Source organism: Allorhizobium sp. Av2, assembly GCF_021462805.2.
Taxonomy (GTDB): Bacteria; Pseudomonadota; Alphaproteobacteria; order Rhizobiales; family Rhizobiaceae; genus Allorhizobium; species Allorhizobium vitis_G.
The window spans coordinates 1,094,008-1,110,906 of record NZ_CP192696.1; the positions used below are offsets into that span (position 1 = coordinate 1,094,008).

The 16,899-nt window shown below is 56.1% G+C and carries 13 protein-coding genes; 6 read left to right on the forward strand and 7 right to left on the reverse strand.

The features are described 5' to 3' along the window. Positions 1–111 precede the first annotated feature (111 nt). The 4 genes from proS (at position 112) to dnaE (ending at position 7,533) form a co-directional block, all read left to right on the forward strand. Positions 112–1,434, forward strand: coding sequence for a proline--tRNA ligase (gene proS / locus FS819_RS05220; protein ID WP_156550716.1), 1,323 nt, complete (start codon positions 112–114; stop codon positions 1,432–1,434). A gap of 19 nt (positions 1,435–1,453) precedes the next feature. Next, on the forward strand, positions 1,454–2,761 hold the full coding sequence (locus FS819_RS05225) for a lipoprotein-releasing ABC transporter permease subunit (RefSeq protein ID WP_015915670.1): 1,308 nt from the start codon (positions 1,454–1,456) through the stop codon (positions 2,759–2,761). Positions 2,762–2,775: 14 nt separating this feature from the next. Then, positions 2,776–3,465 carry an ABC transporter ATP-binding protein gene (locus tag FS819_RS05230; protein WP_015915671.1) on the forward strand — a complete coding sequence of 230 codons (690 nt, stop codon included), beginning with the start codon at positions 2,776–2,778 and terminating at the stop codon, positions 3,463–3,465. 579 nt (positions 3,466–4,044) lie between these two features. Then, positions 4,045–7,533 carry a DNA polymerase III subunit alpha gene (dnaE, locus tag FS819_RS05235; protein WP_156550715.1) on the forward strand — a complete coding sequence of 1,163 codons (3,489 nt, stop codon included), beginning with the start codon at positions 4,045–4,047 and terminating at the stop codon, positions 7,531–7,533. A 72-nt stretch (positions 7,534–7,605) separates the two neighbouring features. Here dnaE and FS819_RS05240 read toward each other — a convergent pair whose 3' ends face one another. From FS819_RS05240 to FS819_RS05255, 4 genes are all read right to left on the reverse strand, one after another. Next, positions 7,606–8,841 (reverse strand): L,D-transpeptidase family protein, encoded by a 1,236-nt coding sequence (locus FS819_RS05240; RefSeq protein WP_156550714.1) that lies wholly within the window; start codon positions 8,839–8,841, stop codon positions 7,606–7,608. Between the two features lie 236 nt (positions 8,842–9,077). Beyond that, entirely contained in the window at positions 9,078–10,364 is a 1,287-nt protein-coding gene (locus tag FS819_RS05245) for a DNA polymerase IV (RefSeq protein WP_156550713.1), read from the reverse strand. Positions 10,365–10,472: 108 nt separating this feature from the next. Further along, complete coding sequence (locus FS819_RS05250; RefSeq protein ID WP_156550712.1) at positions 10,473–11,120, reverse strand: hypothetical protein; 648 nt, start codon at positions 11,118–11,120, stop codon at positions 10,473–10,475. After that, a complete protein-coding gene (locus FS819_RS05255; RefSeq protein WP_233741798.1) occupies positions 11,120–11,335 on the reverse strand; it encodes a DUF3572 domain-containing protein in 216 nt (71 codons plus the stop codon). The genes FS819_RS05250 and FS819_RS05255 overlap by 1 nt, the downstream gene beginning before the upstream one ends. Positions 11,336–11,670: 335 nt before the next feature. Between FS819_RS05255 and FS819_RS05260 the strand changes: the two genes are divergently transcribed. Then, positions 11,671–12,042: a response regulator gene (locus FS819_RS05260; RefSeq protein WP_015915677.1), complete on the forward strand. Its 372-nt coding sequence runs from the start codon at positions 11,671–11,673 to the stop codon at positions 12,040–12,042. Positions 12,043–12,221: 179 nt separating this feature from the next. After that, positions 12,222–13,592, forward strand: coding sequence for a PleD family two-component system response regulator (locus tag FS819_RS05265; protein ID WP_156550711.1), 1,371 nt, complete (start codon positions 12,222–12,224; stop codon positions 13,590–13,592). A 1,021-nt stretch (positions 13,593–14,613) separates the two neighbouring features. Here the strand turns inward: FS819_RS05265 and rpmG are convergent. The 3 genes from rpmG to FS819_RS05280 form a co-directional block, all read right to left on the reverse strand. Then, the gene (gene rpmG, locus FS819_RS05270) at positions 14,614–14,781 is read right to left on the reverse strand and encodes a 50S ribosomal protein L33 (protein WP_015915679.1); all 168 of its coding nucleotides are present in this window, start codon (positions 14,779–14,781) and stop codon (positions 14,614–14,616) included. A gap of 93 nt (positions 14,782–14,874) precedes the next feature. Beyond that, entirely contained in the window at positions 14,875–16,059 is a 1,185-nt protein-coding gene (locus FS819_RS05275) for an MFS transporter (RefSeq protein ID WP_156550710.1), read from the reverse strand. Positions 16,060–16,328: 269 nt separating this feature from the next. Beyond that, positions 16,329–16,784, reverse strand: a complete 456-nt coding sequence (locus FS819_RS05280) for a DUF983 domain-containing protein (protein WP_070167207.1) — start codon at positions 16,782–16,784, stop codon at positions 16,329–16,331. Between the last annotated feature and the right edge of the window lie 115 nt (positions 16,785–16,899).

A 16,899-nucleotide genomic window follows, 5' to 3' on the forward strand; every position in this document is an offset into this window, starting at 1 on the left:
GGACGTGGCGGGTTTTCTTCCGCGTGCGAAACGGTTAGAAGGCTTCAAGAAAAACCAGATATACGGCTGATTCCGCACGAAATGCGGCTCGCCTCACCAATGGAAGTCGGTATGCGTCTCTCCCGTTATTTTTTGCCCATCCTGAAGGAAAATCCCAAGGAAGCGGAAATCGTTTCTCATCGGCTGATGCTGCGCACCGGCATGATCCGGCAGCAGTCGCAGGGCATCTATTCCTGGCTGCCGCTGGGCAAGCGCGTGCTGGACAAGGTCAATGCGATCATTCGTGAAGAGCAGAACCGGGCTGGAGCGGTGGAATTGCTGATGCCGACGCTGCAATCGGCGGAGCTTTGGCAGGAAAGCGGTCGTTACGACGACTATGGCAAGGAAATGCTGCGGATCAAGGATCGGCAGGACCGGCCCATGCTGTACGGTCCCACCAATGAGGAAATGATCACGGACATCTTCCGGTCCTATGTGAAATCCTACAAGAGCCTGCCGCTGAACCTCTATCACATACAATTGAAATTCCGTGATGAGATCAGGCCGCGCTTTGGCACGATGCGGTCGCGCGAGTTTCTGATGAAAGACGCCTATTCCTTCGATCTGACGAAGGAAGCCGCCATTCACTCCTATAACAAGATGTTTACCGCCTATCTCAGGACCTTCGACCGGCTTGGTCTGCGGGCCATTCCGATGCGCGCCGATACCGGCCCGATTGGCGGCAATCATAGCCATGAATTCATCATTCTCGCCGATACCGGTGAATCGGAAGTGTTCTGCCACAAGAGCTTCCTGGATCGCGCCATTCCGGCTGCCGATACCGATTTTGACGATGTTGCTGGCCTTCAGGCGATTTTTGACGACTGGACGTCAAACTATGCCGCCACATCCGAAATGCATGATGAGGCAGCTTACGGTGCCATGCCTGATGACGCGAAGATTTCCGCCCGTGGTATCGAGGTCGGTCATATCTTCTATTTCGGCACCAAATATTCCGAGCCGATGGGCGCCAAGGTGCAGGGGCCTGACGGTAAGGAACATCTTGTCCACATGGGATCCTACGGTATTGGGCCGACCCGCCTTGTTCCGGCCATTATCGAAGCTTCCCATGATGAAAATGGCATTATCTGGCCGGCTTCTGTCGCGCCGTTCGATGCTATCATCATCAACATGAAGGCTGGGGATGCTGGTTGCGATGGCGCATGCGACACCGTGTACGGGGCGCTGACCAAGGCCGGCAAGGATGTTCTTCTCGACGATACCGATGATCGCGCCGGTGCGAAATTCGCACTCGCGGATTTGATCGGCGTACCCTACCAGGTGATCGTCGGTCCGAGGTCGGTCGCCAATGGCGAAGTCGAGCTGAAGAACCGTAAAACCGGCGAGCGTGAAACCATGACCATCGAGGCCGCTATCAACCGTCTTGCCGGTTGAGCGACGCCAGGAGGCAAGATTGAGCAGTGAAACCGGAAGCTCTGCGGCAGGCGATACCGCAGTGCCGTCATCCGCAAAGCCGTTTTCCGCATTCGAGCGCATGGTGGCCTGGCGCTACCTGCGCGCGCGGCGCAAGGAGGCGGTAATTTCGGTTATTGCCGGCTTTTCCTTCGTCGGCATCATGCTGGGGGTTGCGACCCTGATCATCGTCATGGCTGTCATGAACGGTTTTCGGACCGAGTTGATTTCTCGTATCCTCGGCATAAACGGGCATATGATCGTTCAGCCGGTCGATAGTCCCTTCACCGACTTTGCCGATCTTGCCAAGAAATTCTCCGCCGTGCCCGGGGTCACCATGGCGCTGCCGTTGGTCGAGGGGCAGACTCTGGCCTCCGGCAAGGGCGGGGCTGGAACGGGTGCGCTGGTGCGCGGCATCCGCCCGGACGACCTGTTGAAGCTCAAGGAAGTAGCGGCAAATATCAAGACCGGCGACATGGTTGGCTTCACGTCCGGCCAAGGCGTGCTGATTGGTTCGCGCATGGCCAACGATCTCGGGTTGCAGGCGGGTGATTCCATCACGCTGGTCTCGCCAGAGGGGGACGTGACGCCGATGGGTGTCAACCCGCGGGTCAAATCCTACAAGATTTCCGGTACGTTTGAGATCGGCATGTCGGAATATGATTCTTCGATTATCTATATGCCGCTTGAAGAATCGCAGCTCTATTTCAACGCGGAAGGCGTGGTGCAATCCATCGAATTGTTCGTTACCAATCCTGACGACATCGATGAGCTGCGTCCCAAGGTCGAGGCGGCAGCGGGCCGGCAGGTGTTCATCAGCGATTGGCGCCAGCGCAACCAGACCTTCTTCTCCGCCTTGCAGGTGGAGCGCAATGTGATGTTCATGATCCTGACATTGATCGTCATCGTCGCGGCGCTGAACATCATTTCCGGCCTGATCATGCTGGTGAAGGACAAGAGCAGCGATATCGCCATTCTGAAGACCATGGGCGCCAGTTCAAGTTCGATCCTTCGGATCTTCTTCATGACAGGTGCGGCCATCGGCATCGCTGGCACATTCGCCGGCGTCGGACTGGGCGTGCTGGTCTGTCTGAACATCGAATCGATCCGGAATTTCTTCTCCTGGGTCTCCGGTACTGTGTTGTTTGATCCGCAACTCTATTTCCTCAGCAAATTGCCAGCGGATATGAGCTTCGGTGAAACGGTTTCGGTGATTATCATGTCGCTGACCCTGTCCTTTATCGCCACCATCTTTCCGGCATGGCGGGCGGCCCGGCTCGATCCCGTGCAAGCCCTGCGTTACGAATAAGGAACAGCGGATCCATGGCGAACAACCCTGTTCTTGAAATTTCGGAGGTTTCGCGCACCTATGGGGAGGGCGAAACCAAGCTTTCAATTCTGAAAGGTGCCGGACTAAAATTATACGAAGGCGAAACCGTCGCTCTCGTGGCGCCATCGGGCACGGGCAAGTCCACCCTGCTGCATATTGCCGGGTTGCTGGAACATCCGACCGATGGTGACGTGCTGATTGGTGGCACCCGTTGCAATGAATTGTCCGAGGAAGGCCGCACGGCCATGCGCCGCACCAGCATTGGCTTCGTCTATCAGTTCCATCACCTGTTGCCGGAGTTCTCGGCACTTGAAAACATCATGATGCCGCAGATGATTGCAGGCCTGAGCATTCCGGAAGCTAGCAAGCGCGCCAAGGCTTTGCTTGATTACATGCGTATCGGTCATCGCGGCGACCACCGGCCCGCCGAGCTTTCCGGCGGCGAACAGCAGCGCGTGGCTATTGCCCGGGCTGTCGCCAATGCGCCGCTGTTGCTGTTGGCGGACGAGCCGACCGGCAATCTCGATCCGGAAACTGCGGCTTACGTGTTTTCCGCGCTGGAAGCTCTGGTGCGCCAGTCTGGCCTTGCGGCGTTGATCGCGACCCATAATCACGAACTGGCCCGGCGGATGGACCGCTGCGTCACTCTCCAGGATGGCAGAATCGTCGATTTCGATTTGTAATTGCCCACGGGTCTGGAAAGAACTTTTTACATTAGAGATATCAAAGCCCGTCGATCACTTGATCGGCGGGCTTTTCGTATGGCGCATAGAGTTTGTCAGAGAAAAATGGAAACCGGTTTCGGCAGACAAATGATTGGAAAAATTTCTGTTGACGAACAAACAAAAGGAGAACAAAGTGAATACATAACCAGACAGGAGTGAGCTATGAGTGACATTCTGCATGACATCGCCGCATTCGCATCGCTGGCTGTTTTTATTGCCAGCTTGTCTGTTCTGGCGATGGCTTTTTGAAATGCCGGGCATCGTCTTGGCGCGATCTGACCTAGATGGGCCTGCCAAAGGCACACGTCGCTTTAAGGGGATAGGTGGCAGTGAGGCTGGATGTCTTCTGGACATGGCGGGCCAAACCTAGGACAATAACCTTCATACAGCGCGGTGCGTTTTGTTAAATGCACATCGGACGCGGTAACACTTTCATCTGCTGCATTGCTTTTTCCTTGGGCCGATTTCGGTTGAACGAGAAGTTTTATGGCGGCGGTTTTCAGTGTGTAGCGGCGACAAGCAAGCAGGATGGATGCAATGAGTGATATGGGCGCAAGCGGACAGGCTGTAGTGAAGGCGGGTCCAGGTTTCGTCCATTTGAGAGTACATTCGGCCTATTCGCTGCTGGAAGGCGCGCTGCCGCTGAAGAAGATCCTGAGCAAGGTTGCGTCTGACCAGCAACCGGCCATTGCCATTACCGATACCAACAATCTGTTCATCGCACTGGAGTTTTCCCAGAAGGCGCTCGGCGATGGATTGCAGCCGATCATTGGCTGCCAATTGTCCATCGACATGGAAGACGCAAGCGAGGAAAAGCGGGGCAATAGCTCTCTTGCCAAATATCCCGCCATTGTGCTTCTGGCCGCCGATCCGGCGGGTTATGAGCGGCTGGTGGACCTGGTCAGCCGTGCCTATCTCCAGGGCGATAACACTCAGTCTGTGCATATCACCGCCTCCTGGCTGGAGGAGATCGGCACGGATGGCCTGATCGCCCTGACGGGTGCAGCAGGCGGTCCGGTCGATCTGCCGGTGAAGGACGGCCATCAAGCCCAGGCGCTGTCGCGGCTTCAGACGCTCAAATCCCTGTTCGGGGATCGGCTTTATATCGAATTGCAGCGCCACCAAGGCTATGACCGGGTGCATGAAAGCCGGATGATCGCGCTGGCTTATGATCACGATATTCCATTGGTTGCCACCAATGAGGCCTTCTTTCCCAGCCGTGACGATTATGATGCCCATGACGCATTGATGGCGGTTGCCCATAATGCCATCGTGTCTGATGACCGACGGTTTCGCCTGACGCCGGATCATTATCTGAAAAGCCGCAAGGAAATGCAGGCTTTGTTTAGCGATCTGCCGGAAGCACTTGAAAACACGGTGGAGATTGCCAGCCGCTGTTCTTTCGTTCTCGACACCCGTAACCCTATATTGCCGCGCTTTACCGGTGGTAGCGACGATCCGGAAGAGGCTGAGCGCGCCGAAGCCGGGGAATTGCGCCGTCAGGCCATTGAGGGACTGGACGACCGGCTGGCGAAGCTTGGCATGGCGCCAGGCTACGAGGAAAAGGAATATCGAGACCGGTTGGATTTCGAGCTTGGCGTCATCGAGCGGATGAAATTTCCCGGCTACTTCCTGATCGTTGCCGACTTCATCAAATGGGCCAAAAACCAGGACATTCCAGTTGGCCCCGGCCGTGGTTCCGGTGCGGGTTCGCTGGTTGCCTATGCCCTGACCATTACCGATGTCGATCCGCTGCGGTTCTCCCTGCTGTTCGAACGCTTCCTCAATCCTGAGCGTGTCTCGATGCCCGACTTCGACATCGACTTCTGCCAGGATCGCCGTGAAGAGGTGATCCGTTATGTGCAGCGCAAATATGGGCGCGAGCAGGTGGCGCAGATCATCACCTTTGGGTCGCTCCAGGCCCGTGCAGCCTTGCGTGACGTTGGCCGCGTGCTGGAAATGCCCTATGGGCAGGTCGACAGGATCTGCAAGCTGGTGCCGAACAATCCGGCCAATCCGACCCCTCTGTCCAAGGCCATCGAAGAAGAGCCAAAGTTTCAGGAAGAGGCAGAGAAGGAGCCGGTTGTCGCCCGTCTGCTGGATATCGCCCAGAAGATTGAAGGGCTTTATCGCCACGCCTCCACTCATGCCGCCGGTATTGTGATCGGTGACCGCCCGCTGTCCAAGCTGGTGCCGATGTATCGCGATCCGCGCTCGGATATGCCGGTTACCCAGTTTAATATGAAGTGGGTGGAGCAGGCCGGGCTGGTCAAGTTTGACTTTCTCGGATTGAAGACGCTGACGGTGCTGAAAACCGCCGTGGATTTCTGCCGGTTGCGCGATATCGAGATCGATCTGGCGACCATTCCGCTGGACGACGAAAAAACCTATCAAATGCTGTCACGCGGTGAGACCGTCGGTGTGTTCCAGGTGGAAAGTGCCGGCATGCGCAAGGCGCTGATCGGCATGCGGCCCGACTGTATCGAGGATATTATCGCGCTGGTGGCGCTCTATCGTCCGGGGCCGATGGAAAATATTCCGGTCTACAATGCCCGCAAGCATGGCGAGGAGGAGATCGAATCGATCCATCCGACCATCGATTACCTGCTGAAGGAAACCCAGGGGGTTATCGTCTATCAGGAGCAGGTCATGCAGGTGGCCCAGGTTCTGTCGGGCTATTCGCTCGGTGAAGCGGATCTTCTGCGCCGCGCCATGGGTAAGAAGATCAAGGAGGAAATGGACAAACAGCGCGCCCGTTTCGTCGATGGTGCGGTGAAGAATGGCGTCTCAAAGCCCCAGGCCGACAATATTTTCGACCTGCTGGCGAAGTTTGCCAATTACGGCTTCAACAAGTCTCACGCCGCCGCCTATGCCATTGTCTCCTACCAGACCGCCTATATGAAGGCGCATTATCCGGTGGAGTTTCTGGCAGCGTCGATGACGCTCGATATGGCCAATACCGAAAAACTGGTGGATTTCCGCCAGGACGCCGGGCGTCTCGGTATTGAGGTGGTGCCGCCCTCGGTGCAGACGTCTTTCAGGCACTTCCAGACCGGTCCGAACAGGATTTACTATTCACTGGCCGCCTTGAAGGGTGTCGGCGATGCAGCCGTCGAGCATATCGTGGCTGTCCGCGCCGATACGCCCTTTGCCGATCTGGAGGATTTTTGTCTGCGGATCGACCCGAAGCAGATCAATCGCCGGGTGTTTGAAAGCCTGATTTTTGCCGGTGCCTTCGATTGCTTTGGCCGCGATCGTCCCGAACTGTTGGCTGGCATGGACCGGATCATCGGCTATGCGCAGCGCGCCCAGGAAAATGCCGTCAGCGGCCAGTCGGATATGTTCGGCTCTGGCGGCGCCACAGGGCCGGAGCGGATTTCGTTTCCGACCTATACGCCCTGGCTGCCATCTGAAAAGTTGATGCGGGAGTTTCAGGTTCTGGGCTTCTATCTCTCGGCCCATCCGCTCGACACTTATAAACCGCTGTTGGAAAAGATGCGCGTGCAGAATTTCGCTGACTTTTCTGGCGCTGTGCGCCAAGGCGCGACGGCGGGTCGGCTGGCCGGTACGGTGATTTCAAAGCAGGAGCGCAAGACGCGAACCGGAAACAAAATGGGCATCGTTACGTTCTCGGATGCCACCGGCCAGTTCGAGGCGGTGCTGTTTTCGGAGGGCTTGAATCAGTATCGCGACCTGCTTGAATCGGGCAAGTCGCTGGTGATCACGGTTGCTGCCGAAGAACGACCGGAAGGCATTGGTCTTCGTATCCAGACGGCGCAATCTCTGGAAGAAAAATCCTTGCAGATGCAAAAGACGCTGCGCGTCTATCTGCGCGATTCCGGCCCCTTGCGGGCGCTGGCCGCCCATCTCAACACCAAGGGCGATGGACTGGTGTCCTTCGTGGTGATCAAGGAGGATGGCCGCCGCGAAATCGAGGTCGAACTCAATCAACGTTTCCGCATCACCCCCGAAATCGCCGCCGCCATGCGGTCCGCGCCGGGCGTGGTGGATGTTGAATTGGTATAGGCACCTTTGTGGCGTCGCTCTCGCAAAACTGCGGCACGGGCTCAGACCACGCGGATTATTTCGGCATTGCCGTTATCCCGGCAGGTAGGTGATGAAGTCTGTACCGTCAACCGTATCCTGGCCTAGTCCATGGTCGGTAATCGTCATCACGGTGCCTGTCGTCATGGTCGTTTCAATACGCTCGCGGATGTCGTCCGGGATGTGAATACGATTAAGAACCGTATCCACCCCATCGGGGGCGGTTGGCTGCGCCTTGCCAATGGTGACAATCGACGAATTTGAGGCCGCCGGAGCCGGCTCAAGGCTGGTTACCTGCCAATGGGCCGTCCCATTGGCACTCTCCAGGTTCGCTGCGAAAAAATGTGTGCCGAGTGGTTTTTCCGGCTGGTCGATGACAATAGGCGCATCGAAGACCGGCTTGAAGGCCTGCCGCACATAGATCTGGCCAACGGGTGGCATCGGCTTGCCAGCGCTTTGATAAAGAGCGCTCAGGAATGTCGGCGTAATAAGTGGCCCCTTCAGGGGCAGACCTTTCCACCGTTTGAAGCCCTGGATGGCGGTGCGGGTCAGGGGACCGGCATGACCATCGTGACCGCCGGTCTCAAATCCCATGTCTTGCAAGAGAAGTTGGGCGTCATGGATGGTTTCGATTTCACCCCGGAAGGTGATTAACAGGCTCAAAGGTGGTTGTCCGGCAATTACGGTCGGGGGCTTGGGGCGGGGCAGATCGGCCATTGCCACTTCCACCGGTTCCGTGCTGCTTGTGCCATCCGCACCGCGCAAGCGCGCGTCGGACAGGATCTGTGGGCCTTGCTGTTGTTGCGCCGGGCTGAATAGAAACGGATGCTCGATGGGAGCTGGCGCGACCGGGGCATCGCTGATCAGCACATGCGCACCCAGTCGGGTCATGCCGTAGAGCTCACGGGCAAATTGGCCGGGCAGGCGCACGCAGCCATGCGAGGCTGGCCGGTTTGGCACACTGTTTGATTCATGCAAGGCAACGCCGGACCAGGTGATGCGTTGCATCCAGGGCATGGGCGCATTCGAATAAAGGTTGGATTCGTGATATTTTGCCTTCTGGATGATCGAGAAGATGCCTGATGGCGTCGTATGACCTTCCTTACCTGTCGAAACCTTCGAAGAGGCGACGATCCGGTTTCCATCATAGACCGTGAGAGACTGCGTCTGTTTCGACACGATGATTTGCAATGCGCTGCCGTCTCTGGCTGAGGCCTGCGATAGGGTCGCGCTCAACGCGAGCACGGAAGCGGACAGGAACATCGAACGAAACATGGTGCGGACCGTCATGGTGCCCTCATTATGTAAACCGGGAAAAACTGGGCCTTCAAAAGGTCGCCTGATCATGTGAGCAACAATGTGCCATGAAATCAGTTGGTACACGCCTACAACGCAATGCGTTTTATAAAACGCACAAGGGATACAGACGCGTGCAAGCTGAACCCTAAAATAAACGTCGATCTTTAACGATTGCTTACCCGGCATGGCCGCTCACACAAAGTTGACGGGCAATGCTTTGATAGTGGCTATTTTTTAGTGCTGCCGAAGGTGAAGCCGGTTTCGACCATGCCCTTGCCGAATTTCGTCCGCAATTGGTCCATGGCGGCTTCCGCCTTGGCGCGGCGGGCGGCGTCTGGATCGACCAGATCCGGTGGGTCGGCCAGGCTTGGATCGGCAAAATCGCTGACGCCGATACCGATTAGCCGAAATTTCGTGCCATCGGCTTCCTTATCCAGCATTTGCAGACCGGTGCGAAAGATCCGATCAGCCAGTTGGGTCGGATCGTCCAGCCGCCGATTGCGGGTGCGCAGTTTGAAATCGGCGCTCTTCAGCTTCAAGATAACAGTGTGTCCAGCCAATTCCTGCTTTTTCAATCGCCAGGCGACTTTCTCGGAAAGCTTGCGCAAATGGGGGACAAGGTCTTCTCGGCGGGAAATATCGTCAAAGAACGTGGTTTCGGCGGAGACGCTTTTAGCCGCGTCATTGATATGAACATCCCGGTCGTCGATGCCTTTTGATAGCCGGGCCAGTCGTTGGCCCATGCTGCCATAGCGACGGATCAGGTCGCTTTCCTCCATGGTTTGCAATTGCCCGATGGTGCGAATGCCGTCTTTTTCCAAGGTGCTGGCGAAGGCCTTGCCGACGCCCCAGATCGTGGTGACAGGGCGAGGCGCCAGAAAATCCATCGCTTCAGCCTCGCCAATGACCGAAAATCCCCGGGGTTTTTGCAGGTCGGACGCCACTTTCGCCAGAAATTTACAATAGGACAGACCAACGGAAACGGTGATGCCGATCTCGCTTTCGATACGCCGGGCAAGCCGTGCCAGCACAAGGGCGGGTGGCGCGTGGTGCAGGGTTTCTGTGCCTTTCAATTCCAAAAAGGCCTCATCTATGGACAGGGGTTGCACCAGAGGGGTCAGTTCCTCCATCATCGCCCGCACTTGCCGTCCGACGCGGGAATATTTTTCCATATTCGGTGGAATGACAACGGCGTCAGGGCAGGCTTCCAGCGCCTTGAACATCGGCATGGCCGAGCGCACGCCATGGATGCGCGCAACGTAACAGGCGGTGGAAACCACGCCGCGTTTACCGCCGCCAATGATCAATGGTTTGTCGATCAGGTCTGGATTGTCGCGCTTTTCAACCGAGGCATAAAAGGCATCGCAATCTATATGGGCCAATGTCAGCTTAAACAGTTCCGGGTGGTAGACGAGGCGAGGGCTGCCGCAAGCCGTACATCTCCGCTTGCCTTCCGCCTGTAGCGAAAGGCAATCACGACAAAAGCCGGAACGGAGTGGCGGCGCAGCAGACATGGGCGAGAACATAAGTTGAACATCGCCACCATAAGCCGGGTTTTCAAGGCCTGCAAGTGGATACCCTGCTAATCCCCAAGCCCCCAAAAAGTAAAAGACGGGAACGGATCAGATGCGCGCCTGGAAATGACGGAGAACCCGCTCGCTGGCATCGTGCCAATCGTCGGCACGCAATACATGGGGGCCGGGCGGAGGCGCGTGGCGATGAATTTCAGACTGAGGCCCGATCTGCACCAGCAGGCATTCCGGGGCATGTTCTCCCACGGAATGGAGATTGTGGGCCATGTCATCCATAAAGGCGAAGGGCAGGGGCCGATCACCATGCAGGGCTTTGACGACTGGTCCCTTTGGGCTTTCCGTGGCCAGGAGTGGGAAATCCAGCCCCAGCCGATCCAGCAGACGGCGTCGTTGGGCGGTAAAGGCGGGTGGCATGGCGGTCAGAAAGACAATATCTGCAATCTCGCCGATCCGCTGCAGCACGGCCACGGCATCGCCAAACGGGGTCTGCCACTCTTCCTGCTTTTCGAAAAACGTCAGCAGGAGATCCGTGACGATCTGATCTTCCAGCGCAAGCTGATCCTTGGCTGACACGATGTTGCCATGCAGTCGAAAGGATTTCGGCAAGAGACGATGGCCCAGGCTGTCGAGATAGGCCTCGAAGGGCACCAGGAATTCCAGCACGACGTCGTCGACATCGCTGATCAGCAATGGCCGGTCGGCCAGGCGGACATGGTTGAAGTCGACAATCTCGCCCATCAGATTTCACCGGAATCAAGTGCAGGCCGAACATAGACGTGATAGGCTGCAATAACATCTTCCGGTCGGGTCTGTGTGGCGGAGCAGAATTCCAGCAAGGTTGGTTCATGCTGCATGAGAAACTCCAGAAGTCCGGCCAGAAATTCCGGGTCATTGACGGCCAGGCGCAATTGCTGAGGCTCCAGGCCGGTCAGGGACAGAAAGCGCCCCAGCATGTCCGGCTCACTCGCCAGCCAACCCAGAACGGCAATCGCCGTTTGTTCGGCATGCTCTGCTGAAACCGTCTTGATCGTCACTTTGTCTCGCACAGTCTATGCCCATTTCGGTTTGTTTCGTCCGGCAGCTCGTTCTATCCGGCCAACTCGCTTAAACCGATTGTTATTTTCGGTTTATCACGGTTAAATTGTCTTGGCTGACTTGTGTCGCAATGTGCCGGAGAATTACCTATTTCTCAACCAAATCGCGCTAAATTCTATTTCACAAAAGAATGAATCTTTATGTCTGTTACGCCTGTCATCCACCATGGAGGGCGGGAAAGCAAGGATTGAAAATGCCGAAAAAGGTGATGATCGTTGAAGATAACGAGCTGAACATGAAACTGTTTCGTGATCTGATCGAAGCGTCGGGCTATGCGACCATCCAGACCCGCAATGGCATGGAAGCGCTGGAACTGGCACGCAAACATCATCCCGATCTGATTCTGATGGACATACAGTTACCGGAAGTTTCCGGCCTGGAAGTGACCAAATGGCTGAAGCAGGATAGCGAGCTGCACGTCATTCCCGTGATCGCGGTGACTGCCTTTGCCATGAAGGGCGATGAAGAGCGCATTCGCCAGGGTGGGTGCGAGGCCTATGTGTCGAAGCCAATTTCCGTGCCAAAATTTCTGGAAACGATCAAGACCTATCTGGGAGACGCCTGAGGCGCAGGTAGCGCGGGCGTCTTAAACCCATAGGCGATCTCCGTTGAGACCTGGGCAGATGCTTGACGGACCGAGGCGCTCTGAATTCTATATGAAACGTCAGTCTGTCGGGTTGGCGCAATGTCCATGCAGAGCCGGTAGCGTGTGCGCGCCAGGCTTGCTTCAAGGGGTGATGGCTGATGACAGCCCGTATTCTGGTTGTTGATGATGTTCCTGCCAATGTGAAGCTGCTGGAAGCCCGGCTGCTGGCGGAATATTTTGAGGTATTGACGGCCGAAGACGGATTGAAGGCGCTGGATATCTGCGACCGTACCCAGGTGGACGTCGTTCTTCTCGATGTCATGATGCCAGGCATTGATGGCTTTGAAGTGTGCGAGCGGCTGAAATCCAGCCCGCGTACGGCCCATATTCCCGTGGTCATGGTCACGGCGCTGGACCAACCTTCGGACCGGGTGAGGGGATTGAAGGCTGGCGCTGACGATTTTCTGACCAAACCGGTCAATGATCTGCAATTGATCTCTCGGGTCAAAAGCCTGGTGCGGCTGAAAACCCTTTCCGATGAATTGCGCATCCGCGCCGAGACGGCGCAGAAAATCGGCATAGATAGCAATATTCATCTCGGGGATGGACGTATGGACGAGGTCGGCCAGGTCTTGCTGGTCGATAGCCGCGCCAGTTCGCAGGAGCGCATCATCAAGGCGTTGAAGCCTGTGGCTGATGTTATCGCGATGTCCGACGCCCAGGCCGCGCTGTTTGAGGCGGCGGAAAGCAATTTCGACCTGGTGATCGTTAATGGCACGCTGGAGGATTACGATCCGCTACGCCTGTGTTCGCAGCTGCGGTCGCTGGACCGCACCCGCTTCATTCCGATTTTGCTGATTGCCGACCAAGGCGAGGAATACTTGATCGTGCGGGCGTTGGATCTGGGCGTCAACGATTACATTGTCCGGCCGGTCGACACCAATGAGCTGCTGGCGCGCACGCTGACCCAGCTACGCCGCAAACGGTATAATGACAGGCTGCGCAGCAGCGTGCAGCAAAGCATCGAACTGGCGGTGACCGACGATCTTACCGGACTTCACAATCGGCGCTATCTCGATACCCATATCAAAGTGTTGTTCGAGCGATCCAGCCTGCGCAAACAGTCGCTTTCGGTGTGCCTGGTGGATATCGATCGGTTTAAGCTGGTCAATGACACCTATGGCCATGAGGCGGGCGATGACGTTCTGCGGGAGTTTGCTGCTCGTATTCGCGCCACAGTGCGCGGCGCCGATCTTGCCTGCCGCTATGGCGGTGAGGAATTCGTGGTCGTGATGCCGGATACGTCGCAAGAGATGGCCGGTACGGTGGCCGAGCGCCTGCGCGAGATGGTAGAGAAAAAGCCATTTCGGTTGCAATCTGGGGGCGAACTGAATGTTACGGCATCGCTTGGCATCGCTACGGCGGGAGATGAGATCGCAAGTCCGGAACAATTGTTAAGACAGGCTGACCGCGCGCTCTATCAGGCCAAAACCGAAGGCCGTAACAGGGTCGTGTCTGCGGCGGCCTAAAGTAATTTCAGCACAGGTGCGCCTTTGTGTTTTGGTTCACGTGGAGCCCGCTCTCCCGCGTCTTCAAAAAATTCATCTGCCGTGATTTTCCGTTACATCCATGCGCGCGTTCAAGGATCCGGTTTGGCAAAATTTGCTCCTGACATAGAAAGCCATGTTTGCCCGGACTTTTCCGAGAGCTTGTAGATGTGCTCGATACATGTCTATTTTCTTTTAAAAAAATAGAAAATATACCATAAATAAATAAGGGTATATTTTTATTTTTTTACTCTGTTTTGGATAGAAATGTAGGTGTAATAGAAAGTTATGTTTTTCGAATTGTTGATAACGACAATTTTTCGTTGAGATCGAGAGTTTTTAAGAGAAAATACTTGCCTCTCTGGAGTGTTAATTCTATTTGTTTTTGACAAGAGGAAATGAGCAGAATTTAACCATGCCGGCATCGAAAAGATGCAACGGTTAAGAAAATGTTGATTTTTTATTTCATATGCGCATAGTTGGGACAACTACGATGCATCCATAGCAAGCTGTGCTTTAACGTGTGCTGTGGTTCTTAATAAATGCCGTTTTTATAAGCTGCTTAGAGATATCCATCGATCCCTGTGGATCTGAGGAATTAAGCAGTAAAAATTGACGAATAACAGGTTTAACCAATACCCCATGGTGCTCAGGTCCGCCGCATCTCCTGGGTCGTGGGGTTGGTCGGCAGGTGTGCGATTATCAAGCGGTTCCTCGTGCCGTTATTGCATGCCCGCCGACCACCATTCGAACGCCGCTTCCTTGTCCGGAGGCGGCGTTTTGCGTTTCGCGGTCAAGATGGTTTCCGATGCATTCTATCCTGCGCCCCTATGGGTGGGGTCACTGTCCTCGCGCCGATAGCGTCCTTACGCCTATTGCCACAGGCAGGATCGAGCTCGGCTTTTAGAGCCGGTCTGCGTGGCGTGCTGGCCCATCCTCAAAACGGCATAAAAAAAGCGCGCCGATGGAGCGCGCTTTTCAATCTTCTCACGAAGAACCAGGATCACTTGATCTTGGTTTCCTTGAATTCGACATGCTTGCGAGCGATCGGGTCGTATTTGGTCTTCGTCATCTTGTCCGTCATCGTACGGCTGTTCTTGGTGGTGACGTAGAAGAAACCCGTATCGGCTGTCGACAGCAGCTTGATCTTGATGGTTGTAGCCTTGGCCATGGTCGTCCTGCCTTACATGAATAACACAAAGCCGTGACGACCTTCAGGGCCCACGGCAAATCTGGGCGGAAACTACAAATCGCCACCGAAAAGTCAACCCCGCGCACCCTTGAAAAACAATCGTGCGACGGAAAGAACCACATATAACGCAAAGAAGCCGGCAATCGACCAGGCAAAACCGGCATTTCCGCCCATATCGATGGCTGCACCCACCACTTGTGGACCGGCCACCGTGCCAACCGCATAACAGAAAACGAAGGCGGCATTGGCGGCGGCAAGGTCAGATCCTGTGAGTCGGGAGCCGAGATGGCTGAGGCCGATCGTGTAGAGACCGGAGACGCAGCCGCCCCAGAACAGCAGGATGACGGCCATCGCCATCCAGCTATGAGAAATCAGCGGCAGCAGCAGCGATCCGATCAGGCCGACTGTCGCCAAGGCGCCGAGCAGCAAGCGGCGATCCCTAAGCTTGTCAGAGAGCATGCCAAGCGGAATCTGGAACACCATGTTGCCAACCCCCATCACCGTCAGCAGCAGGGCTGACTGGGCCTCTGTGAAGCCGATACGAGTGGCATAGACGGGCATCAGGGACAGTCCGCCGACTTCCACCGCGCCGAACACGAAGACGGCGGCTGTGGCGGTTGGCACCAGGAAGATATAGCGGAAGAAATGCATCTCCGGCTTTTCATCCAGTGCCGGGCTTTCGTTGCGGGCAACGAAGATCGGCACCGCTGCCATCATTATGGCAACCGCGCCGATGGCAAAGGGCAATACGCCCTCACTGCCGACAATTGAAAACAGCAAGGGACCAGCGGCAAAGCCGACCGACAGGACGGTGGCATAAATGCCGAGCACCAGCCCGCGCCGCGATGGCGGGGCGGCGGCATTGATCCAGAATTCCGACAGGATGAACAATGTCGTCGTGGCGCCGTGAAACACCAGCCGCAGAGGAAACCACATCCAGAAGGCTTCGGCGTAATAGAAGCCGAGCGAACTGAGCGCGGCGAGCAGCACCGCCCAGATCATGGTCTGCGCCACACCGAAACGGTGCGCAAGCCTGGTGGTGATCGGCGCGGCAATCATCGCCGCAACGCCTGCCATGGCTGAATTCAGTCCGATCAGGGTGGAGGGAATACCGCGTTTTTCCAGAATGATGCTGAGTAGCGGCAATCCCAGCCCGATGGCAATGCCAACAGCGGAAATCGACGAGACTGCGGCAATCAGCGATGGCCAGTGGATCTCTTCGCGATGTCCGGTAACAGGGTCTCTGGTGTCAGACATGGAAGGTCCTCAGAAGAAAATGCACGCAATGCGCGGTGAAGGATAACGGCGCAAGGCGTCATGCCAGGGCAACAAAGGCCGATTACATTTCATAATATGCCAGCGATCCTCCGGGGCTTTACTCCATAACGGCAAAAATCGAAACCGGTTTAAGCCAAGATGTAGAAAAACTACTTATTCGATTGTCGTAATACGTCGAATGCCAGAATTTGGCCTGACCGGATTTGGCCCTGCTTGACTGGTCCATCCGATATGGGGTGGTGAAACCGTCACTTTGGCGGATAGCGCTCGTCGTAGTCCTCAATCACCTCTGGTTCTTCCCCGAAGCCGTGCATACGCAGCGCCCATTGCAGCCCCACCACGCCGCCCTTGATGGGCTGGATGATCAGCAGAGAGGTGATGACGGCAATCGGCGTCCAGATCGCCAGATGCGCCCAGGTCGATAGCACGAAGACCAGATCGGTCATCATATAGCCACCCAGCAGCACATGGCCGACGATCATAATGACGATATAGGGGGGCAGGTCATCGGCCCTCTGGTGGGAAAGATCCTCGTCGCAGACTGCGCAGGTATCGACCGGCTTAAGGAAGGCCTTGAACAGGCGACCGGAGCCGCAGGCGGGACAGGTACACATCAGGCCGCGCAGAATGGAGCGTCCAAGTGGGCGAACCGCATCCTTGCCGCCGCCGAAGCGGATAACGGGGGGAGACTGGCTGACAGACATGCGGTTCCTCCTGAACTTCTATCAAATCCTATAGGCTTTGATCAAAGATGGGGCATGAAAGTTGATATTTCATCGCGGCATTTGCGCACAAGTGCGCCGAGTTCGTATATCTGGG